Below are 21,316 nucleotides of genomic sequence, written 5' to 3' on the forward strand. Positions count from 1 at the left end.
TTTACATGCAAAAACTAAAACAAGCCAATTTATACAGAAGCGAGCTCATTCCAGTTAGTGGAAAATTAGTGGAGCGTTACAACCTATGCTTAAAAAAGTTAGGTTTTGCGCCAACTAATCTTACCAAATTTTCAATAGATGGTATAGGTTATAGTCCAGAAATAGCAGAAGAGAAAGGCACCACCATGTATTTAAACAATGGTGAAGCTAATCCGCATGCTATCATAATTTCACCTTTACAAAAAGGTAAACCTGTATATTCTCCTTTTCATAGTTTTGATAGAGAGATGATGAAGCAAGTGTTTCAGGTTCATGGTACAAAAATAAATGATATTACCAGAGATTCTGCTATTTGCATCGATTTTGATCAAGATATTGATGCATTTTACGAGCCACTTGATGTACTAAAATATGATAAGGTTTATATCAAATTCCATTTAATAAACAATTTAGACCAAGTTCAAAAAGAACAACAAAAACTAATTGATACATTTAAACAAGGTAATAATTTTATAGATGAAGATTTGCACGCTCAACTTCTTGAATCTGCTAAAACATATGGCGATTTGCGAGGTAGAGATTTAAGTTTACATAGTTTACAATATCAAACAGATTCGTTTTATACCAAGTCTTTTGGAGGTGTTTATGTGCTACGCGATTTTATTTCGCCAATTGTGGTTTTTGAGGACTTAAAATGGTACAAAAAAGCGATAAAAGATACGACTCATGATGTCATAATTTTTCATATCGAACAACCTGAGTTAATGGTAAAATTACGCGATCATGTTATCATTGAGCATGATTTGGAGGAAGCGCTTAATACAGATAGATACCAACGTATTAAAAAAATGGAGTTTGCTATGGCTTTAAAAGATACGCAACATCCATTACGTGATATTTTAAGTGATCCTGTATTGTTTAAAAGTTATTTAAACAAATTAGATATAGATACCAGAAAGCGTGTGATGGGAGTGGAGTTATACTTAGACAAATTAGAAGTGAGTAACCAATATAAGATTGCAGATATTGTCGATAAAAATTTATTTAATGCATTGCATACACCTCATTCTTCTTTGCAAGCCAATCACCAAGACTTGATATGGAAGTTGTTGATTAATGTCTCGCCTAGAGACGTGCTGTTTTTGTATTGGTACGACAAAGAAGAGTTTTACAAACAATATGCTTCATGGGACGACTCCTTTAAAGATTGGGTTATTGAGACTATTAACAGTAATATATAAACAAAAAAACCAGATGATAACATCTGGTTTTTTTTATTCATCTATAATTTAAAATTTAACGTTTTATAAATTTCTTAACGTATTTGGAATTTTCAGATTCAATTTCAATAAAGTATAAACCTTGTGACAATGCAGTAACATCTAATTGATGTTTAAGTTGATTGCCTTGTAGTGATACACTATTAATTAATCGTCCATTGATATCGTAAATAGTCATGTTGTCAATAGTAAACTTAGCATCTATGGTAAGAATATTATTTACAGGATTTGGATATATTAAAAAGGCATCTACTTCAAAATTAGTAACAGATAATGTTTGTTCAGGAGCAAAACTAAACACTCCGTCAATACCAGTAAAATTACCTGTCATTTTAATATCTCCATTATAATCCGTAATGGTTGGCACAACGGTTTCAGAGGTTCCAGATGTAGATTCTCTGAATATTCTTAGGTCACTTCTAGAGTAAGACCCTCCAGCATTAGCAACAGCAGTTTCCCAACCTGATACTTCAGCTTCTGTTAAATAAAAGATAATTGTTGCATCGCTAGATTGTGAAGGTTGCGTCGTAGTTATTGTAAATTGTTTATCCATTGCTAATAACGCACCTGTACTACCTTGAAACGATTGTCCGCTAGTTCCTGATCTAGATACTGCAACATCAATACAATCGTAATCAGTGCCATCATTATTAACAATATCTGCCATTATACTTCCATCTCCAGTGTCGTAAGCATAAATCACACCTGTACTAGCTAATGGTAAAGTTGCATTAGTAGAACCATCATTAACATTAGTTCGGATAAGTGCATCACCATTACCATCTACAGAAAAATTATCTATTGCAAAACCATAAGCCCAATTACCTAAGTCGTTATACAAAAAGGAAATCATAACACTTGACTGTCCAGCATAAGCAGATAAATCTAAACTTAGATTGGTCCAAGTACTGTAAGTAATAAATTCGTTTCCTAAGTTGACCCAAGTAAGTCCATTATCTGTGGATACTTGCGCATAAGTGTCTGATGCATATTGGTTGTTACTATCTGTGTGAATAATGTCAAAAGATACACTTGAAGAACTTACATTTGATAGATCAAAAACAGTATTATACATTAAACGTTCATTATCCATTGTACAATTACAAGCATCATCGTTTATAAACACAAAATCTGTTGCATTACCAGCAGCACTCCAAGAAGTAGAACTAGCTGTGGTTTCATTTCCAATAGCAAAAGGAGTTGTTGCATTTCCGGTTACCGTCCAATTAGATAAGGTGTTTTCAAAATCATCAAACGCAAAATTAATTAGGTTTCCAACAGACGGATCATAATCATCATCTTTAATAGTTACTGTTAATGTATCTTGAAGGCCAAGCTCAGCGTCTCCACCATTCGCGTTTAGTGCTAATTCAACAACAATAGTTTCTTCACCTTCAACAAAAGCATCATTATATACTCTAATAGTACCCGTTTTATCTGTGTTATCACCTGCTAAAAAAGTAACAGTGCTTGGCGTAATTAATTCATAATCACTATTATTAGTAGCAGTACCTCCTTGAAATAAAAATGTGATATCAGCATCTTGAGTTGCAGGTAAAGCCATTCTTAAAGTAAAATCTATATCTTGATAATCACAACCTGTAGCTTCATTTACAGTCAAATTAGCGTTTCCAAATCCTATGGATGGTGATTCTGGGTTTGGATCATCGACACCTCCATTAGGCATATTAGCACCAATAGCAGCTATTAACTCGTCACTACGCCCAAACGATCCATTTGGACAACCACCTGTATTATGTATGGCTACTACTAAGTTATCAGAATAACGTAGTACAGGAGAACCTGAACTACCACCTTCTGTATCACAATGGTATTCTACTCGTGAAGGTAATCCACCAGCGTTTGTTATTTGAGCAAAACCATTTACATCTCCATTAGTATCAGTATTCACAGCAATTTCTTTTCTACGTCCTCCTGGGTGTTGAGGAATATAAATTCGCTCACCTACAGAAGGTGGATTAGACGCTAAACTTAAATAACCATACGTAGGAACAGGATTAACAGGTAACATTACTAATGTAAAATCTAAGTTTGCATCTGTTTGGATAAACGTAGATGTTGTTGCTACCATATCTGATACTGCATCAGTAATACCTGCACATTCAGCATATTGATAATTAAATAAAAATTCGGTATTCAATGCATCATTCGCATCACCAATACAGTGATTGTTTGTCATAATATTACCATCAGTACCTAAAAGCCATCCAGTACATAAACCACCACCACCAATCAAAAGTCTGCAAACAGCTTTGGCTTTTCTATACATTTCTGTTCCATTGTAACATTCTATAGCTTCTTTATCGTCCACACTACAAATAGATTCAAAATCAGATTGTACATATTGGAATGCATCATTAATTTTATCCATACTGTAACCATATGCTACCGTATCAATATCAAATCCGTAATGCGTATTATTACCTTGAGTACTGTATAGTTCTACAACAATATGGTCGCTCCAGATGGTTCTAGACCAAAAGCTACTAATCATTTCATTTTGAGAACCAATAACTTTTCCTTGGTTAGAATATGTAATTTCATCCAATGTTATTGGACTGTAAACCTTGACATAGTCACCAGGTTTTAAATCGAAATTATTAAAATAAACTTTTACATAACCTGAACCGTTAGATCTAAACTCTTTTTGATAGACCATTCCAGAATTGTTAGTGTTATAATCTAAGGTTGCTGACGCATTTACAGGAAATTCATCTGCAATTTTAAGCATACCACCATCATCTTGGGCATGTAATAAAGTAAAGTTAATAAATAAGGCTAGTGTTAGGAGTGTAATTTTCTTAATCATTTTTTTAGTATAATTTTAATAGCGCCTAAATATAAGGGGTATTATTTTGTTTCTAAAATATTTAACTAATTTAATATCTAAAAGTTATTTAGGTCATCAAGTAACAACACTCATTAATGTTTGTTTTCTTGTAACAATTCTTATAACTTTACTACATATAATAAAAAACTTATGGGCTTAGACATTATCATATTTATTGGAGCAATTCTTTTCGGAATTTTTGTGTATTGGACAGAGTCTAAAAGTAATGGCTTATACCGTTTTTTTAATAAGCTTTTTAATAGTAAAGACTTACAAATGAAACCTACGGACAAAAAAGGTTTTATTTTTAAACAAGAATTCTTGCCAAGACTAGTTTACCTAGCAGTTGCTTTTTTAGTTATAGGGTTAATTATTCAGTTTTTAACACCAATTGAAATTTTTTCAAATTATTACGGTGTATCTGCTTTTGCTTCAGCTATTTTTGGAACTCTTATTGGGACTTATATTGCTAATTTTGTTCTAAAATCAGGAGAAGTTATTGAAGAACAGTCAGACTCTATAGAAGATGTAGTTAAAGAAGGTATCAATAAGGGAAAAGAATTTATTGAGGATTTAAAAAATAAAGATTCTAAAGTTGTTCAGGAAGCCAAAAAGGAAATTAAAGAAGAGTCTAAAGCACCAGAGAAAAGTGCTAGAGAACGCTTAAAGGATAAAGGCTTAATGTAATTTATCAATATCTTTATAAACCTTTTTAAATCACCAAAATATAATTTAGCCAATACCATATAACCATGATAAAAAACTACTGGAATAGAGGAGGTAAACAAAAAATTATTGTCATAATACTATCCTTAATAGTCATAGGTTTATTATTTTTTCTAAGAGACGATTATCAACCTTTACTATTATTTATCCGCAAATACATCTTTATCATTTTGCTCAGTGGTTTAGTTTTATTTTTAGGATTACGAAGTTTTAGAAGTTCTGCATCAACTGGAAAACGATTAGGGATTTTAGGTTTGCTTTTAGCTTTTTTTGGGTTACTATACGTTGCTGGATGGCATTTTCAATTGTATGATTACATGAAAACTTATAATGTGTTTAACAATTTAAATAAAGTTGAGATAGACGAGCTACCCTTAACACAAAACGAACGTATTCAACCACTTCGAAACATTTTTTCTATGGCTAATGAAAGTGTAGGAGAAACTAAAGATGTGTCCTTGCCTCATTTAGTTAGAATTGGTGATGAGAATAAATGGACTATGGCAATTCAACCTACAGAAAAATATGTTTGGCAAGGTATAAGTGATAATACAGAAGAAGTGTTTGCTGTGTCAAGCACCACACCTTTCCCTCGGTTTTCTAACGAAAATAGAATTCCTGTTACGTTTTCAATTGGTGAATCTTTAAAATTTAGTCGAAATACTTACAACGCAGTCGTACAGCGTTTTAACCCATGGATGTTATTTAACTATGAACCAAGTGATACGTTTTACATGAAAGACGATAATGGTCAATGGGTGGAAGTAGTTAGTTTAATAAAATGGAAAGGTTTTTTCTTTCCTTATCCTACTTTTGGAGGTGTTATGGTTATTGATAACGGAGCACATGATTTTAATGATTATATCGAGCGTGTTACAATTGGAAAAGGGACCTTTATTGCTCCAGAGGAATTGAAAAACCATACGTACCTAACACGACAAAATACATTATCCGAAAAAGTATCACGGCTTCAAGCTGAATCTTTAAAGTTTTTAGGTGGATTTAGCGATCCATTACCATGGAATATGGAAACTGCAGTTAAAATTCCAGACTTACCAGACGACCAAAACCAGCAACCGTTTGTAACAGATTTCGATTTTTCAGATTCAAAATCTGATGCTTATAGTGGTTTGTATCACTGGTTTGGTTTAGAACCTGTCGGTGATGAGCGTACTAGTTTAACCTTTAGTGTATTTGTGCCAGCAGATGGTACTAACAAGTTATATTATTATGATCACGCGTCCAAAAAACAAGGATATGCAGGTGTATCAGCCATGCCTTTAAAGGTTATAGAATCTAGAAAAGAATACGATTGGTCAGTTAATAAACCAGTAGAGTTTAGACCTTACATCAAAAATATTGCTGGTCGAAAACGTATGTTCTTTCTAGGAACTATTTCATCAATTAAAGAAGAAGGATCTCAGTTTGATGGTTCTGCTACACCAGATTTAGCATTAATAGATAGCGAATATCGTGACGTGGTCTGGATTGATGCTAAACACCCAAGTCAGTGGGAAAAATCTGTTTATGACCAACTTAATGAAGCTTGGCGAGCAAGTGAAGGTATTGGAGAGTATTTTTTAGATGAGGATAGAGTAGTAGATTTTATTATCGAGGACCTTAACAATCAATACATGCAATTAGACAGCGTAAGCACGTCTAATAACACAAATAACGACAAAGCTTTAGAAGATTTGAAACGTAAATACGATTCTATTGTTAAGAAAAATCGTGATGATAAAATCAAGCGGTTACAACGTAAAATAGATTCTGCAAATGCAGTTAATAGCCAATAATATCGGTAATTAACATTACTTGTATAAATCAAATTCCATTTTAATATTACTTCTTTTGTAAGGCGAATTTTGTTCTAGTTCGATCTCCTTAAAACCAAATTTCCTATACAAGTAAATAGCGTTTTCTAATTTTTTACTAGAGTAGAGTAGTAGTCGTTTAAATTGATGTGATTTTGCATAATTTATGCAATGTTCTAATAGTTGTTGTCCTATTTTTTGTCCTCTTAAACTCGGTAAAACAGCCATTTTAGTTAGCTCAAAACCAACTTCATTTTTTAATGGCATAAACGCATAAGTCCCAACTATTTGATTATTTAATTTAGCAAAAAAAATGTGTCCACCTTTATCAATAATATAGTCATTGGGTTTGCTTAGGACCTCTTCATCAAAAGGTTCTACGTAAAAATAAGTTTGTAACCACTCTCTATTAAGAATATAGAAATCTTTAGAGTATTTTTTATCAAAGGGAATAATAACAACTTTATCAATCATACTTAATTTAAAAAACTTATAGCAAAAAGTATTAATAATATGGAGATGACACAGATAAAAAACGTCAAGTTAAATATAGATTTATCGGCTACTTTTTTTCTAATTAAATCTGTAATCATCCAAATAGGTATGATTATACTTAATATTAAAGCTGGAATTGTAAAAACTTCAGAAAATGTTTCAAACCAATGCAATTGTACCTGATTGATATGCAAAAAGAGTAGTGTTATGATAAACACAAATACAATAAAGGTAATAGTTAGCCTTATATATTCAATATTAATTTTTGTCATGTGTTTTAGAATTAGTACGGATAAAATCGGTTATTAAATAGCTAACTAACTTTCCAACTTGGTTCGCTTTTTTCTTTTTGGCTATTGCCTCACAAATATGCAAATAACTAGCCTGTTCTAATAATGCATAATAATGTAGAAATTGTCTTGCTTTTTCAGCAGAAAACCCACTTGGTGTTTGCGCACTACTTGGCGTATTGATAATAGCATCACAATCTATTTCTATACCAAATTTGGTGTTATTTATATGCTTTTCTGCACGTTGTAATTCTTTTTTAAACTTTTGTTGTTTTCTTATTGCAATTGCTTCATATGTATTGTAATCAAGATGTTTATTATTCTTAAATTGCTTAAAGAGATTTGTAGAGGTATAATTTTCGTGTAGACCAAAAGCAAAATATCGTTTTAAAAACTTTTCAGCGTAAGCGTAACTAAAACCATTTCCGCTATGTCTACCTTCTAAAGCTCTAAAATCTGTATGCGCATCGAAATTGATACTATTAATAGGATGTTTAAATGCTAAACTAGTTCCTTTAATCATTCCATAAGCGTTATTGTGTCCTCCTCCAATTGCTATTGGGATTTTTCCAGCACTTACAATGGTTGAAACTAAATCTACAACATGTTTGTCAATTTCTGCAACAAGCTTTCTAGCTTTATTAATATGTTTAGAATGGTCTTGTTTTAATTTAGATAGCTGCTCTTGTTCGATAGAAAAATCTAAATGACCAAGAACTAATACTTTTTTTGCATCGTTAAAACTATTGTTTTGTGTATTTAACAAAATTTTAATTGTGGCTTCCCAAGTAGTCGAAGCGCCTGATTTACCGTAGTTTGCAAACACACCAACAGATTCTGGAAGACCAAAAATTACATAAGTAACGTCCAAACTTTTAAGTGTGTCGTATATATTGGAAACACTGGTTAAAAACTGAACATGTTCACCAAATTTAGTTTCACCTGAACGTATATTGAGTAAATTGTTTACTATTGATTTATTGTATAAAACTAATTTATCCATTTACTTTACATATAGTTTTGAAAAATTAAAATTACGTTTTTATTATTAAAGTTTTAACTAGAAAACAGAATTAACGTTTCACAATTAAAAAACAAATTATTATGGCAAATAACACTGCAAATACAGGATTAAAAGTAGCATTAGGTATAGCTTTAGCATTATTTATTGGTACTGGTATTTACACTTCGTCTTTATACAAAGACAAACAACAAACAGAACAACAATTAACGACTGAAAAAAATGACGTTCTAAAGGATTTAAATGGCTTAAAAGCTAAGTATGATGTTGCTTTAGGCGAAAACCAAGTGGCTAATCAAAGTCTAATTGACGCTAGAGAGCGTATACAGGGATTAATAGATTCTTTACAATTATCTGAAACTAACGTTAAAAGTTTATGGAGATACAAAAAGAAGTATTTAGCATTACAAGATGAAATGGACGTATTATTGGCTGAAAACGATAGACTTAAAGTTGAAAACATGCAGTTAGCAACTAACTTAGATAGTACTAGAGTGCAATATGAGCAAAGCAAGATGTTTAACGATTCTTTATTAGTGCAAAATACAGCACTTGCTACAGTGGTTGAAAATGCTGCAGTATTAACAACTGCTAACTTGAAAGGGTTTGGAGTTATTGAGCGTAGTAATGGTAAACTTATACCAACAGAAAGAGCAAGACGAAGTGATAAAATTAGAGTATGCTACACGGTTGCAAAAAATAAGCTAGTACAAGCAGGAGACAAAGAGTTATTTGTCCAAGTTATAGATCCAAAAAATAATATTTTAGGAGCCAATGCGCAGGTCAAATTTGGTGAACAAACCCTTAATTATAGTATTATTAGTAAGTTTAATTATGAAAATGGAAACTTGGATATTTGCGAGTTTGTTACGAATACTACAGACGACGATTTTGAAAAAGGGCGTTATCAAGTGAATGTATTTAACGGAAAAGAATTGGTTTCAAGCTCTGAATTTACCCTCAAATAAAAGCTTGAGCTAGTATTAGTTAATTATTTCATTAAAAAACCTGAAAGTGAATAGCTTTCAGGTTTTTTGGTTTAAAGCGTTAATACAGGCTTCTCTAATGGTCCAAATTTCTTCTAGTGTATAGGTTATTTTTACCGACTTTAACCAATGTTTTAAATAATTTTGGTGGTAATTAATTTTATATTTTCCAATTTGATATGGTAAGATAACTTCTTCATGCAAAATGGAATCTGTAAATGAATGTGAGGATGAGTCCGTTCTGGTTACATCTACAATTCTATCTTCAATCTTAAGATAGGTATGTGCTTCTGGAATATAGTCTAAATTGTACTGTTGTAATACTGAAGCTATTCCACTTGTATTCAGACCATTCATTTTATAAATACTTAAATATAACTTAACGTTGTCTTGTTTATTATCTATGGCTAGTTGCTTTAATAATGCATGTTTGGTAGAACAGGTTCCTATTTGTTCTTTTAATACCAAATTATAATCGCTTCTATCTGTGTTTCTTCCGTAAGGTAATTGATGGATATAATGTAAAGCAGATTGAAACGTTGAGATTTCTAAATCTACAAAAGCTTTAGACGTTAAGTAGCTGGTATTCAGTTTAAAATCAAATAACTTCTCCATTAATAATTACAGATTCTATATGGTTATCTCCAAACGCATAAGGTAAATAATTGTAGCTTGACAATGGTTTGGTAATTATTAAATTAGCCTTTTTACCTTTTGTAATACTACCATATTGATTAGCTATTCCCATTGCATAAGCCCCATTAATAGTGGCAGCATTAATAGCTTCTTCTGGTGTTAATTTCATTTTAATACAAGCAGTACTGACTACAAAATTCATGTTTCCAGACGGTGTAGATCCTGGATTATAATCTGTTGCTAACGCTAAAGGTAGTCCTGCGTCAATTAATTGACGTCCAGGAGTGTATGGAATGCTTAAAAAATATGAACATGAAGGTAAAGCAACAGGCATAGTATTGCTATCTTTTAATACATCAATATCTTCTTGATTTAACTCTTCTAAATGATCTACACTTAAGGCTTTATGTTTAACTGCTAAAGCTACGCCTCCAAATGCATTAAATTGATTGACATGTATTTTTGGTGTTAAACTGTACTTTTTTCCAGCAGATAAAATTTGATTGACATCATCCAAATCAAAATACCCTTTTTCACAAAAAACATCTATGTAATGTGCTAAACCTTCTTTAGCTATTTGAGGTAGCATCTCATTGATGATTAGATCTAAGTATCCTTGTTTATTATCTTTAAATGCAAGCGGAAGTGCATGAGCACCTAAAAATGTTGCTTTTACTTTTATAGGAAAATCTTTTTTAATTCGCTTTATTACTCGTAACATCTTAAGTTCTGCTTCAGGTGTTAATCCATAGCCTGACTTAATTTCTATTGCTCCTGTACCAAGTTTCATTACGTTCTTTACTCGTGCAATAGATTGATTGTAAAGTTCGTCTTCACTGGTATTTTGTAATGTTTTTGCACTATTCAAAATACCACCACCACGATTTGCAATGTCTTCATAACTTAATCCATTAATTCGATCTACAAACTCTTGAGATCTATCTCCTGCATACACAATGTGCGTATGAGAGTCGCACCAAGCTGGTAGCACTAATTTACCAGTTGCATCTAATGTTTGGTCAGCTTCAATACCATTGCTGTTAACCATTAATCCATAGTCAACAATCGTATCGTTATCAATTAGCAAGTAAGCATTTTTAAGTGTTGGTAATTCACTCATTTTATTACCAGATACCTTGGTAATGTTCTTGTCTCTAACTTGTATTAATTCTTTGATATTTTTAATAAGTAATGACATATCAGTTTGGCTATAATTTTACTCAAATATAGATAAAATGATAGTATTGAATAATTCTTACTAGTTTACTTATCATTACTTTTTTATTGCGCTACATCGAAAAATTATTGAGACAATAAATTAAAACAATACATTTAGCCTGTGTGTAAATAAAAATTTATGATAGCTGTAAAGCCAAAGTATTATAACGAGATTTATTCTTATATATCTTCATTTTATCCTGTTTCAGAATCTTCTTTTGAATTGATGATTGGTGCAGCACAGTTAAAAGAGGTTAAAGCTGGGACAATTTTAGATAACATTGGTGATATACCAAATAAAATCTATTTACTAAATAGAGGTGTGATGCGCTCTTATGTTAGATTAGAAAATGGAAAAGAAGTAACTAAATCAATATTTGTTCCTATTATCATATTAGCTTCGTTTGATGCGTTAATAAACCAAACAACTTCGGAAAGTATTTATGAAACCTTAACAGACTGTGAGATATATGAAATTGATTATATTACTTATAAAAAGTTATGTGAAAATAACTTAGACATTTTATTTTTTCATACTAAGTTTTTAGAATTTTTGTTATGTCAAAACGATAAGAAGCATATCGAGCTATTGACCTTAAACGCTAAGGGTAGATACTTGAAGTTAAGAAAGATGATTCCCAATATTGACAACCTTATACCGCAGTATCAAATTGCAGCTTATTTAAGTATTACTCCTGTACAATTAAGTAGAATACGATCAAAGCTATAAGATTTATTAACATATGTTAATGTTAAAGCTTAATATTAGTTATAAACTTGTATTGGTTAAATAAGCCATCCCTATTATAATTAATAACTAACGAACAAAAAAACCGATAAGTTTACTTATCGGTTTTTTTATTTATAAATCATTGACTAGTTACTTTAAACTACCAACCATATCTTCTGGTTTTACCCATTGGTCATAGTCTTCTGCACTAACATAACCTAAATTTACTGCTTCTTCTTTTAACGTGGTACCATTTTTATGTGCAGTGTTTGCAATTTCTGCAGCTTTATAGTAACCAATTTTGGTGTTTAAAGCGGTTACAAGCATTAGGGAATTGTTTAGTAATTCTTTAATAACTTCATGATTAGGCTCTATGCCTTCTGCACAATTGAGGTCAAAGCTTACACAAGCATCTCCAATAAGTTGTGCAGATTGTAAAATATTAGCTGCCATCATTGGTTTAAATACGTTTAGCTCGTAGTGTCCTTGAGTGCCACCAACGGTAATAGCAACATCATTACCCATAACTTGAGCGCAAACCATAGTTAAGGCTTCGCATTGAGTAGGGTTTACTTTTCCTGGCATTATAGAACTTCCTGGTTCGTTTGCAGGAATTATAATCTCTCCAATTCCAGATCGTGGTCCTGATGCCATCATACGTATATCGTTAGCAATTTTATTTAACGATACCGCTAATTGTTTTAAAGCACCATGGCTCTCTACAATAGCATCATGTGCAGCTAACGCTTCAAATTTATTAGGTGCAGTTATGAATGGTAATCCAGTAAATTCTGCAATATATTCTGCAACACGTTTAGAATAGCCTTTAGGCGTGTTTAAACCAGTACCTACTGCTGTTCCACCTAAAGCTATTTCGCTTAAATGGGGTAAGGTATTTTCTAAAGCTTGTAATCCATGATCTAATTGTGATACGTATCCAGAAAACTCCTGTCCTAAGGTTAATGGTGTTGCATCCATTAAATGCGTACGACCAATTTTAACGACGTTTTTAAAGGCTTCAGATTTCTTTTTTAGGGTATCACGTAATTGCTTAACACCAGGAATTGTATTTTTTACAATTTTGGTGTAAGCTGCAATATGCATTCCAGTTGGAAACGTGTCGTTTGATGATTGTGATTTATTGACATCATCATTTGGCTGAATTGTTTTTTCACCTTCACCAATAGTTTTTCCTGCCAATTGATGTGCTCTATTTGCAATAACCTCATTAACATTCATATTGGATTGTGTACCAGAACCAGTTTGCCAAATCACTAATGGAAATTGATTATCGTGTTGACCATTTAAAATCTCATCACATACTTGCGCAATTAAATCTCGTTTTTCAATATTTAAAACTCCTAGCTCACAGTTAGTATACGCAGCAGCTTTTTTAAGATAAGCAAAACCATAGACTACTTCAAGAGGCATTGAGGCAGCATTACCAATTTTAAAGTTGTTTCTAGAACGTTCTGTTTGCGCACCCCAAAGCTTGTCTGTAGGCACTTTAACGTCTCCCATGGTATCTTTTTCTATTCTGTAGTCCATATGTAATGATGATTAATTTTAAGACTGTAAAATTACGAAAATTTGGCTTTAAATTTAAAGTAATACAGTAATAAAAAGTTTTAAAATATTACATTTGTAGCACCTTTTAATTAGACTTACCAAGTTTATACTTCCTACTTAAAAATGTTTATTTTAATAGTGTTAACCTAGTATAATTAATACCAAATTAGTCTATCTTTAAATTTAGAATTTTGTAAATGTTTCTCCTAAACTTAAAAAATAAACTAAAGTATTATGTAATTGCATTGACAATTATAATTATTGGTGCTTATTTTTTAAATAATATTATAGTCAGTAATACAGTTTTAGAAACTCAAAAAATTGAAGCGCAACTCAAAAAAACGCATAATGACGCATTGATAAACGCTAAAGCTGGTATTGAGGTGTATGCTACTATTGTCTCTTCACTAAAAAGTTTTACGATTAATTATAATGAGTTTCCTAGTGAGTTAAAACTCCAAAACTATCTTAATGATATTCTAAAAGACATACAATTTAACGATTCGATTTTGATAAATTATATTGATAAAAATCACGAATTTAAATATGTTATTACACCTAATAGTATTGATCCAAAAAATTTAAAAGGTATTAACGTTAAGTCATTTAGATCTGAAGAGCGAATAGAAGAATTGGATAGATTAATGCTGACTAACGATATTAAAATTTTCAGTCCAATAAACTTAAGAGAAGGATGGACAGGTTTTCCTTTTAATTTTTCTGCCAGAAATGCTAACAATGAAGTTATTGGATACTTTGCACCTATAATAAACGTCAAATACTTACTAGACTTTTTTTACGAAAATAATAAGGAAAAAAATTACATACATAAATTTGTTGTCAATGACTCTTTAGATTTAACACGTGAGGGTTTTTATAATGGATCTGAAATTTACAATAATAAAAAAGACGAAGAATATTATAAAAATTTTGACATCAAAGAGTCTGATTTTATTTACTCTACTATTGAATTATTTGGGTTAAAATTGAAAGTAGGTAGTGCTTACAAAGACAAACCAGTAATAGAGAAAAGCATTTATAATTTAGCGTATATTAGTTATGGCTTAGTTTCAGTATTATTATTTATAGCACTGTCGCAATATCTAAGGAATAGATACTTAAATAAAAGTCTAAAAATTGCTAATCAAGATTTAGAAAATAATTTGTTTAAAATTCAAACTTTAATTAAAGAAATACATCATAGAATTAAAAATAATATGCAAATGGTGTCCGGAATTTTACTAATGCAGGAAGCAGAGTATGAAGATGAAAATATAAAGAAGGCTTTACGAGATAGTCAAAGTAGAATACAATCTATGTCATTGGTTCATGAAAAACTATACGGAAATAGAACTTTAAAAGAAGTTAAAACCAAAGACTATATTGAGCAACTTATTAAGTTTGTTGAAGACACTGTAAAAAATAAATCTACAGAAATTTCAAAACGTATTAAAATAGATAAGCAATTAAGTTTTGATGCCGATACAACATCAAATTTAGGATTAATTGTAAATGAATTAATTACCAACTCTTTTAAATATGCATTTAACGATACAAAAGAAAATACTTTGAGTATCGAAATAATTAATGACTCTGAATATTATAAATTAATTTATAAAGACAGTGGTATTGGCTTGCCTGATGATTTTGATATTAAAACCTCTAAATCTTTAGGGATGCAATTAATTAATATCTTGACAGAACAGCTTGGAGGTTATTTAATATATAATAAAGCACCAGAAAGTACTTTTACTATCTATTTTAAACCATTAGAGAAAAGTTTTCATGGTTAATTATTAAGACGATTAATAACCTTGTTAATAAATTTTTACTTTGTATTGTATAAAAAACAAGTTTGCTTTATCTTTGCAATAATTAAAACCACGAAATTAAACGTATTATGTTCGAATTTGACCAATATTTAGGCTTTTTAGCATTTTTAACTATTTTAACCATAGGCTTTTGGTTAATGATTTTTTTAATCACTTTTGTTGTTCCTTATTGGATTGGTGGAAGTTTATTAGAGCGTTTAAATGAAATTAAAGAAGAGAAAAAAGCTAAAAAATAAATTTAGTCTTAATTCATTATACTAAAAAGGGAAACTCAATGAGTTTCCCTTTTTTATTTTACTAGTATGAGTAAAACTTCTTACTAAATACTATTTACTTTACACTAAACAATTATCCTTCAAAATCATCGTCTCCACCATAATCACCACGTTGCGTACGTTTCTTTTTCTGATTAAATCGGTAAGTAAATGATAGGTTAAAACTTCGTTCTCTCCATTGAAACTCGCTATAAGCGTTAAAAGTTGGAGTAGTAGTAGTTTGTCTTCGTTTACGACTATTAAATAAGTCATTAACGTTAAATGCTAATGAAGCACGCTCGTTAAACAAATCTTTACTAAATGCCATAGATGTTGTAAAGATTCCCTCTCTGTCATTTTGAGCATCTTGACCTGGTCCTCTATAATTTAAATTTGTTTGCCAATCAATTTGTCCTGGTAATGTGTATTTATTATTGATACGTGCAAACCAACTAGAATTGGTGTTGTCAAGAGCTAACCCGTTTGGAGTTGTCCCTTTTATTTCGTTTTGAAAAAAGTTGAAATTACCATTTACTCTCCATTTTCTAGATGGGTTATAGGTTAATGTAAATTCAAATCCATAACGGTCTTCTGTTGCCAGGTTTATTGGAGTACGAATAATAACGGGAAGTTCTTCACCGTTAACATTTGCAGTCTCACCAGAATCAAAACTAATAAAGCTAAATCCATCTGTTGCGTGAGAGTAATATGCAGAACCGTTTAAAGTGAATTTATTAAATCGTTTTAAATACCCTAAATCGAATTGTCCAGAATAACTTGGATTTAAGTTTGGATTACCTTGAAAAAAATTAGTAGCACTAGAGAAAGAACGAAACGGATTTAGAAAAAAGCCTCTTGGTCGTCTTAATCGCCTTGCATATCCTAAGGTAATGTTTTCATTATCGCTTATTTCATAGTTTAAATTAACTGTAGGAAATAGTCCTGTGAAGTTTTTTTTATTGATATCACCAGAAGTAGGCTGGTCTATGGTAATTTGAGTGTTTTCCATACGTAACCCTAATAAGTAAGAAAATTTACCAAATTTACTTCCAAATTGAGAATACACCGCATTTAGATATTGTCTAAAGTTTAAGGTATTAGTTAAACCTAAGTCAACTTCTAAAGTATTGGTGTTTTCATCTAAGCTTAACACATTTAAATCTGTTGATGTATTGTCAAAATTACCTCTATATCCAGCTTCAAATTGACTGTTTTCTCCAATAGGCAACACATAATCAGACTGTAATAGGATTTGTGTTTGGTCTTCTAAGGTTGTAATGTCATTGGTTAATAGATTATCAACTTGTATCATAGAGTTTTCGTCTTCAGAGCTTTCTTCGTACTGAAAATCGAATGTAAATACATGACCACTATCATTAAAATTCTTCTGAAAATTTAAGGCATACTGTATGTTTTTGTCATCTTCAAGCTCTGGATCTAGACGTACAGTTGAGGATATTAGATTTCTGTTAGCATCAAATTGATTTAATAGGTTTACGGTGTTTCTTTCATTATCACTATCTCTGTATAAAAAAGATCCAGTTAGCGAAGCAGAATCGTTGATATACCACTCTACACCAAAATTTGAAGTCAATCCTTTTCTAACACGATTAAACTCATTGCTTTCATCTAAAAACTCACCCGAAGAATTAAATAATGTTGAAGAATTTGAGTTACCAGGTGACTCTCTGTAACTATATCCAGAGGTGTTAAAAATATTTATGTCACCAGTTCTATAGTTTATATTTCCGTTAATACCTGCAGATGGATTATAACCAACATTAGTCGTTATTGCACCATTTAAACCTTGTAATTTGCTTCGTTTTAATATAATGTTTAATATACCAGCGGTACCTTCCGACTCATATCTAGCTGATGGTGACGTGATAACTTCTACTTTTTCTATAGATTCTGCTGGTAGCTGACGTAATGCATCTGTCGAATTTAAACCAACTAAGCCGGATGGTTTACCATTAATTAAAATACGTACGTTGTCATTACCACGTAAAGCGACATTACCTTCTACATCTACAGATACCGATGGTACATTGTCTAAGACATCACTTACGGTTCCTCCACGAACTGTTAAATCTTTACCAACGTTATAGATTTTTTTATCTAAACGAATTTCGACAGTTGTTTTTTCTGCAACTATTTCTACTTCGTCTAAAGCTTCAGCATCTATTGATAGATAAATAGTGTCAAAACTCTGGTCTTTTGTTATAGTTTTATTTGGAATAGTTTCAGTTTTAAAACCTATGTATTCAAAACTTACTACATAAGTCCCAGTTTTGACTTCTACAGAATAATTACCATTTGCATCTGTAATGCCTCCTGAAATTTCTGAAGGATTATTTGCGTTTTTTAATACAATGGTAGCGTATTCTAATGGTGCATTAGTATCTTTCTCTAATACCTTACCAGTAATAGTTACTAAATTTTCGGTAGTATTTTGAGAAAATGATACATTAAAAAATAACACTAAAAGGCAACAAGTGATAATATTCTTGGTCATAAGGTTTGGTTTTCCGTATATGACAGCAAAAATACCGATAGGTTTAAGCTTGTTTGGTTAAAGCTTTGTTAAATAAAATATAACTAATTAGCGTTGTGGAATAATATCAAAAATACGCTTGGCAGGTTTACCTATGACTGCTTTCTCACCATTTATTACTATTGGACGTTCAATAAGATCTTGATATTCAATCATGATATCTATTAAACTATCATCGTTAAATATGTGTCCATCATCTTCTAGATGTTTAAAATGTTCTATCCAAATTTTACTTTCTTTTCTAATTAAAGTTTTTGGCTTAACATTTAATACTTTAATTATTTTTATTAGTTTTTCTTTATCTAGTGGCTTTTCTTGGTATTTAATAACCTCATGGTCGTGTTTATGGGTTTCTAATATTTCTAGGCATGTGTTTGAGTCAGAAGACTCTGGATTGTGATAAATTACTATCATTTAGTTTAAGGGAAAATTAAGTGTTGCTATTAATTTGTTTGTTTTATAAAATAGTTTTAATTAATTCTGGAGGTCTACCAATAACTGCTTTATTGTTGTTAACTACAATAGGTCGTTCAATTAGCTTTGGATGGGTAGCTAAAGCTTCAATAATTTGTTTGTCTGTTAGTACTTTGTTTTTATAATTATCTTTCCAAATAGTTTCGTTTTTTCTTACTAAATCTATTGGTTTAATGTTTAAAAGTGAAATTATCTTTTCTAGTTCTTTTACAGTTAGGAGGTCTTCTAGATATTTAATTAGTTCAAATTCTTGATTAGCTTGTTCTAATATTTGTAAGCCTTCTCTAGATTTTCTACATCTTGGATTGTGATATATTGTAATCATGGATTATAAATTTTGTTCATCTTCAATATTTTGTTGCCCCATCATCATTAAATATGCTTTTAAAAAAGGTTCAATATGTCCATCTAATACTGCATCTACATTTCCGGTTTCATGACCACTTCTAACATCTTTAATTAATTTGTATGGATGCAATACATAGTTACGGATTTGACTTCCCCATTCTATTTTCATTTTGCTAGCTTCAATATCTTCACGCTGTGCTAATTGTTTTTGTAGCTCTATTTCATATAGCTGTGACTTTAGCATTTGTAAGGCTCTAGATCTATTATCGTGTTGTGATCGTGTTTCTGAGCATGATATTTGTATTCCGGTTGGTTTGTGTGTTAATTGGACTTTAGTTTCTACTTTATTAACATTTTGTCCTCCAGCACCACTAGAACGTGCAGTAGTTATTTCGATATCTGCAGGATTTATCTCTATTTCAATAGTATCATCCACTAAGGGATAAACATAAACAGATGCAAAGCTAGTATGACGTTTGGCATTACTGTCAAAAGGAGAGATGCGTACTAATCTATGTACACCATTTTCACCTTTAAGCCAACCAAACGCATAATCACCTTCTATCTCTAAAGTTACAGTTTTTATACCAGCAACATCTCCTTCTTGAAAATTAAGCTCTTTGACTTTAAAGTTGTTTTTTTCGGCATACATCAAATACATTCTCATAAGCATATTTGCCCAATCACAACTTTCTGTTCCACCTGCACCAGCAGTAATTTGGAGTACTGCACTAAGACTATCGCCTTCTTCAGACAACATATTTCTAAACTCTAGGTCTTCAATTTGAGACAGCGCTTTTTCATATCTAGTTTCAACATCAGATAGATTGGCTTCGTCTTCTTTATAAAATTCATAAATAACCTCTAAATCCTCAATAAGGGTTTTAGAAGTTTCATAGTCTGTAATCCATTTTTTCTTTTCTCGAATGGATTTCATGACTATCTCAGCTTGTTGAGAATCGTTCCAAAAGTTGGGATCAAAGGTTTGCTCTTCTTCATTTTGAAGCGCAATTAATTTGGCATCAATGTCAAAGATATTGCCTTAATTTATTAAGGCGTGTATTAAGGTTTTTTATATTATCTGATGTAATCATTATTTACTTTGGGTTTGAAACAAAAATAGAATTATTACTAAGATTTAAAAACTTTTACCAAGTATTTTTAATAGTTTTATATTGAAAAAAAATTAAAGATGATTATAGATTTAAGAAGTGACACTGTTACTCAGCCAACTACAGAAATGATGGAAGCAATTATGCAAGCAAAAGTTGGTGATGATGTGTACAAAGAAGACGAAACTATTAATGTATTAGAAGAAAAAATAGCTAAACAATTTGGAAAATCTCATGCGTTATTTTTTCCTAGCGGAACTATGGCTAATCAAACAGCAATTAAGTTGCATACAAATCCAGGTGATCAGGTAATTTGTGATAAATATGCACATATATATAATTATGAAGGTGGAGGTGCATCATTTAATAGTGGTGTCTCTTGTAAATTAATTGATGGTCACAGAGGGATGTTTACAGCACAACAAGTTATTGAAGCTATCAATCCACCAGATTTTTATCATAGTCCATTAACAAAATTAGTAGAAATTGAAAACACAACCAATAAAGGAGGAGGTGCCTGTTGGGATTTTGATGAAATACTAAAAATTAAACAAGTTTGTAAAGAAAATAATTTAGGTTTTCATTTAGATGGTGCAAGACTATGGAACGCTTTAGTTGCTAAAAACGAAACCACAATGCAATATGGAGAAGTATTTGATACTATTTCTGTATGTTTAAGTAAAGGTTTAGGTTGCCCAGTTGGGTCTGTTTTGGTTGGTGATGAAGCCATAATGCAACATGCCACAAGAATTAGAAAAATATTAGGAGGAGGTATGCGACAAGCAGGTTTTTTAGCAGCTGCAGGATTATATGCTTTAGAACATAATATTGACAGGTTAAAAGACGATCATAAAAAAGCTAAAGAATTAGGTGACACATTAGCAAAAGCTAGTTTTATTGAAAAGGTAGAACCTATTGAAACTAATATTGTCATTTTTGAGCTTAATAAAAAATATTCAGAAAATACTTTCTTAAAGTTACTTTCTGATAAAAATGTTAAGATTATTGGTATGGGAAGTAATAAATTACGACTTGTTACTCATATGGATTACGATGATAATCAACATAATAGAGTGTTGGATATTATTCAAGCATTATAAAATTAATATAAAGTGTTTTTAGTTGA

General features: G+C 31.1%; 19 protein-coding genes. 8 read left to right on the forward strand and 11 right to left on the reverse strand.

Annotated elements, in window-relative coordinates:
• Positions 1-5: 5 nt before the first annotated feature.
• Positions 6-1,241 (forward strand): DUF6638 family protein, encoded by a 1,236-nt coding sequence (locus Ollyesu_RS11470; RefSeq protein WP_279301362.1) that lies wholly within the window; start codon positions 6-8, stop codon positions 1,239-1,241.
• 55 nt (positions 1,242-1,296) lie between these two features.
• Here the strand turns inward: Ollyesu_RS11470 and Ollyesu_RS11475 are convergent, their stop codons facing one another.
• A complete protein-coding gene (locus Ollyesu_RS11475; RefSeq protein WP_279301363.1) occupies positions 1,297-4,110 on the reverse strand; it encodes a trypsin-like peptidase domain-containing protein in 2,814 nt (937 codons plus the stop codon).
• A gap of 171 nt (positions 4,111-4,281) precedes the next feature.
• On the opposite strand from Ollyesu_RS11475, the gene Ollyesu_RS11480 reads away from it, so the two are divergent.
• Together Ollyesu_RS11480 and Ollyesu_RS11485 are read left to right on the forward strand one after the other, a co-directional pair.
• Positions 4,282-4,818: a hypothetical protein gene (locus Ollyesu_RS11480; protein WP_279301364.1), complete on the forward strand. Its 537-nt coding sequence runs from the start codon at positions 4,282-4,284 to the stop codon at positions 4,816-4,818.
• Positions 4,819-4,883: 65 nt separating this feature from the next.
• A complete protein-coding gene (locus tag Ollyesu_RS11485; protein ID WP_279301365.1) occupies positions 4,884-6,653 on the forward strand; it encodes a hypothetical protein in 1,770 nt (589 codons plus the stop codon).
• Between the two features lie 15 nt (positions 6,654-6,668).
• Here Ollyesu_RS11485 and Ollyesu_RS11490 read toward each other — a convergent pair whose 3' ends face one another.
• From Ollyesu_RS11490 to Ollyesu_RS11500, 3 genes are read right to left on the reverse strand one after another with little or no spacing between them, the layout of a single operon-like run.
• On the reverse strand, positions 6,669-7,145 hold the full coding sequence (locus Ollyesu_RS11490; protein ID WP_279301366.1) for a GNAT family N-acetyltransferase: 477 nt from the start codon (positions 7,143-7,145) through the stop codon (positions 6,669-6,671).
• 2 nt (positions 7,146-7,147) lie between these two features.
• Positions 7,148-7,438 (reverse strand): hypothetical protein, encoded by a 291-nt coding sequence (locus Ollyesu_RS11495; RefSeq protein WP_279301367.1) that lies wholly within the window; start codon positions 7,436-7,438, stop codon positions 7,148-7,150.
• On the reverse strand, positions 7,425-8,459 hold the full coding sequence (locus Ollyesu_RS11500) for a formimidoylglutamase (protein ID WP_279301368.1): 1,035 nt from the start codon (positions 8,457-8,459) through the stop codon (positions 7,425-7,427). The genes Ollyesu_RS11495 and Ollyesu_RS11500 overlap by 14 nt, the downstream gene beginning before the upstream one ends.
• Before the next feature lie 101 nt (positions 8,460-8,560).
• Between Ollyesu_RS11500 and Ollyesu_RS11505 the strand changes: the two genes are divergently transcribed.
• The gene (locus Ollyesu_RS11505; protein WP_279301369.1) at positions 8,561-9,445 is read left to right on the forward strand and encodes a chromosome partitioning protein ParA; all 885 of its coding nucleotides are present in this window, start codon (positions 8,561-8,563) and stop codon (positions 9,443-9,445) included.
• 57 nt (positions 9,446-9,502) lie between these two features.
• Here Ollyesu_RS11505 and Ollyesu_RS11510 read toward each other — a convergent pair whose 3' ends face one another.
• Both Ollyesu_RS11510 and hutI read right to left on the reverse strand, forming a co-directional pair.
• On the reverse strand, positions 9,503-10,078 hold the full coding sequence (locus Ollyesu_RS11510) for a hypothetical protein (RefSeq protein WP_279301370.1): 576 nt from the start codon (positions 10,076-10,078) through the stop codon (positions 9,503-9,505).
• Positions 10,062-11,297 carry an imidazolonepropionase gene (gene hutI, locus Ollyesu_RS11515; protein WP_279301371.1) on the reverse strand — a complete coding sequence of 412 codons (1,236 nt, stop codon included), beginning with the start codon at positions 11,295-11,297 and terminating at the stop codon, positions 10,062-10,064. The genes Ollyesu_RS11510 and hutI overlap by 17 nt, the downstream gene beginning before the upstream one ends.
• Positions 11,298-11,456: 159 nt before the next feature.
• Between hutI and Ollyesu_RS11520 the strand changes: the two genes are divergently transcribed.
• Positions 11,457-12,047 (forward strand): Crp/Fnr family transcriptional regulator, encoded by a 591-nt coding sequence (locus tag Ollyesu_RS11520; protein WP_279301372.1) that lies wholly within the window; start codon positions 11,457-11,459, stop codon positions 12,045-12,047.
• A 150-nt stretch (positions 12,048-12,197) separates the two neighbouring features.
• On the opposite strand, the gene fumC is transcribed toward Ollyesu_RS11520, so the two are convergent.
• Positions 12,198-13,595, reverse strand: coding sequence for a class II fumarate hydratase (fumC, locus tag Ollyesu_RS11525; protein ID WP_279301373.1), 1,398 nt, complete (start codon positions 13,593-13,595; stop codon positions 12,198-12,200).
• Between the two features lie 266 nt (positions 13,596-13,861).
• Here fumC and Ollyesu_RS11530 point away from each other — a divergent pair, with 266 nt between their 5' ends.
• Positions 13,862-15,409, forward strand: coding sequence for a sensor histidine kinase (locus Ollyesu_RS11530; protein ID WP_279301374.1), 1,548 nt, complete (start codon positions 13,862-13,864; stop codon positions 15,407-15,409).
• A gap of 107 nt (positions 15,410-15,516) precedes the next feature.
• Positions 15,517-15,684, forward strand: coding sequence for a hypothetical protein (locus tag Ollyesu_RS11535; protein WP_279301375.1), 168 nt, complete (start codon positions 15,517-15,519; stop codon positions 15,682-15,684).
• Positions 15,685-15,796: 112 nt separating this feature from the next.
• On the opposite strand, the gene Ollyesu_RS11540 is transcribed toward Ollyesu_RS11535, so the two are convergent.
• The 4 genes from Ollyesu_RS11540 to prfB form a co-directional block, all read right to left on the reverse strand.
• Complete coding sequence (locus Ollyesu_RS11540; RefSeq protein ID WP_279301376.1) at positions 15,797-18,217, reverse strand: TonB-dependent receptor; 2,421 nt, start codon at positions 18,215-18,217, stop codon at positions 15,797-15,799.
• Positions 18,218-18,304: 87 nt separating this feature from the next.
• Complete coding sequence (locus Ollyesu_RS11545) at positions 18,305-18,670, reverse strand: ArsC/Spx/MgsR family protein (RefSeq protein WP_279301377.1); 366 nt, start codon at positions 18,668-18,670, stop codon at positions 18,305-18,307.
• A 43-nt stretch (positions 18,671-18,713) separates the two neighbouring features.
• The gene (arsC, locus tag Ollyesu_RS11550) at positions 18,714-19,055 is read right to left on the reverse strand and encodes an arsenate reductase (glutaredoxin) (protein WP_279301378.1); all 342 of its coding nucleotides are present in this window, start codon (positions 19,053-19,055) and stop codon (positions 18,714-18,716) included.
• 3 nt (positions 19,056-19,058) lie between these two features.
• Positions 19,059-20,172 (reverse strand): peptide chain release factor 2 gene (gene prfB / locus Ollyesu_RS11555; RefSeq protein WP_279301379.1). Its coding sequence is split into 2 segments (ribosomal slippage): positions 19,059-20,108 and positions 20,110-20,172, totalling 1,113 coding nucleotides; the frame shifts between segments, so codons are not numbered across the junction.
• A 98-nt stretch (positions 20,173-20,270) separates the two neighbouring features.
• Here prfB and Ollyesu_RS11560 point away from each other — a divergent pair.
• The gene (locus Ollyesu_RS11560; RefSeq protein WP_279301380.1) at positions 20,271-21,290 is read left to right on the forward strand and encodes a GntG family PLP-dependent aldolase; all 1,020 of its coding nucleotides are present in this window, start codon (positions 20,271-20,273) and stop codon (positions 21,288-21,290) included.
• Positions 21,291-21,316 lie beyond the last annotated feature (26 nt).

This window comes from Olleya sp. YS, from assembly GCF_029760915.1.
GTDB lineage: Bacteria > Bacteroidota > Bacteroidia > Flavobacteriales > Flavobacteriaceae > Olleya.

Excerpts from the sequence above, each read along its gene's own strand:
- Ollyesu_RS11485 (WP_279301365.1), top strand. The coding sequence starts at position 4,884 with ATGATAAAAAACTACTGGAATAGAGGAGGTAAACAAAAAATTATTGTC.
- Ollyesu_RS11535 (WP_279301375.1), top strand. The coding sequence starts at position 15,517 with ATGTTCGAATTTGACCAATATTTAGGCTTTTTAGCATTTTTAACTATT.
- Ollyesu_RS11500 (WP_279301368.1), bottom strand. The coding sequence starts at position 8,459 with ATGGATAAATTAGTTTTATACAATAAATCAATAGTAAACAATTTACTC.
- Ollyesu_RS11495 (WP_279301367.1), bottom strand. The coding sequence starts at position 7,438 with ATGACAAAAATTAATATTGAATATATAAGGCTAACTATTACCTTTATT.
- arsC (WP_279301378.1), bottom strand. The coding sequence starts at position 19,055 with ATGATTACAATATATCACAATCCAAGATGTAGAAAATCTAGAGAAGGC.
- Ollyesu_RS11540 (WP_279301376.1), bottom strand. The coding sequence starts at position 18,217 with ATGACCAAGAATATTATCACTTGTTGCCTTTTAGTGTTATTTTTTAAT.
- Ollyesu_RS11505 (WP_279301369.1), top strand. The coding sequence starts at position 8,561 with ATGGCAAATAACACTGCAAATACAGGATTAAAAGTAGCATTAGGTATA.
- Ollyesu_RS11480 (WP_279301364.1), top strand. The coding sequence starts at position 4,282 with ATGGGCTTAGACATTATCATATTTATTGGAGCAATTCTTTTCGGAATT.
- Ollyesu_RS11510 (WP_279301370.1), bottom strand. The coding sequence starts at position 10,078 with ATGGAGAAGTTATTTGATTTTAAACTGAATACCAGCTACTTAACGTCT.
- hutI (WP_279301371.1), bottom strand. The coding sequence starts at position 11,297 with ATGTCATTACTTATTAAAAATATCAAAGAATTAATACAAGTTAGAGAC.
- Ollyesu_RS11490 (WP_279301366.1), bottom strand. The coding sequence starts at position 7,145 with ATGATTGATAAAGTTGTTATTATTCCCTTTGATAAAAAATACTCTAAA.
- fumC (WP_279301373.1), bottom strand. The coding sequence starts at position 13,595 with ATGGACTACAGAATAGAAAAAGATACCATGGGAGACGTTAAAGTGCCT.
- Ollyesu_RS11470 (WP_279301362.1), top strand. The coding sequence starts at position 6 with ATGCAAAAACTAAAACAAGCCAATTTATACAGAAGCGAGCTCATTCCA.
- Ollyesu_RS11560 (WP_279301380.1), top strand. The coding sequence starts at position 20,271 with ATGATTATAGATTTAAGAAGTGACACTGTTACTCAGCCAACTACAGAA.
- Ollyesu_RS11475 (WP_279301363.1), bottom strand. The coding sequence starts at position 4,110 with ATGATTAAGAAAATTACACTCCTAACACTAGCCTTATTTATTAACTTT.
- Ollyesu_RS11545 (WP_279301377.1), bottom strand. The coding sequence starts at position 18,670 with ATGATAGTAATTTATCACAATCCAGAGTCTTCTGACTCAAACACATGC.
- Ollyesu_RS11520 (WP_279301372.1), top strand. The coding sequence starts at position 11,457 with ATGATAGCTGTAAAGCCAAAGTATTATAACGAGATTTATTCTTATATA.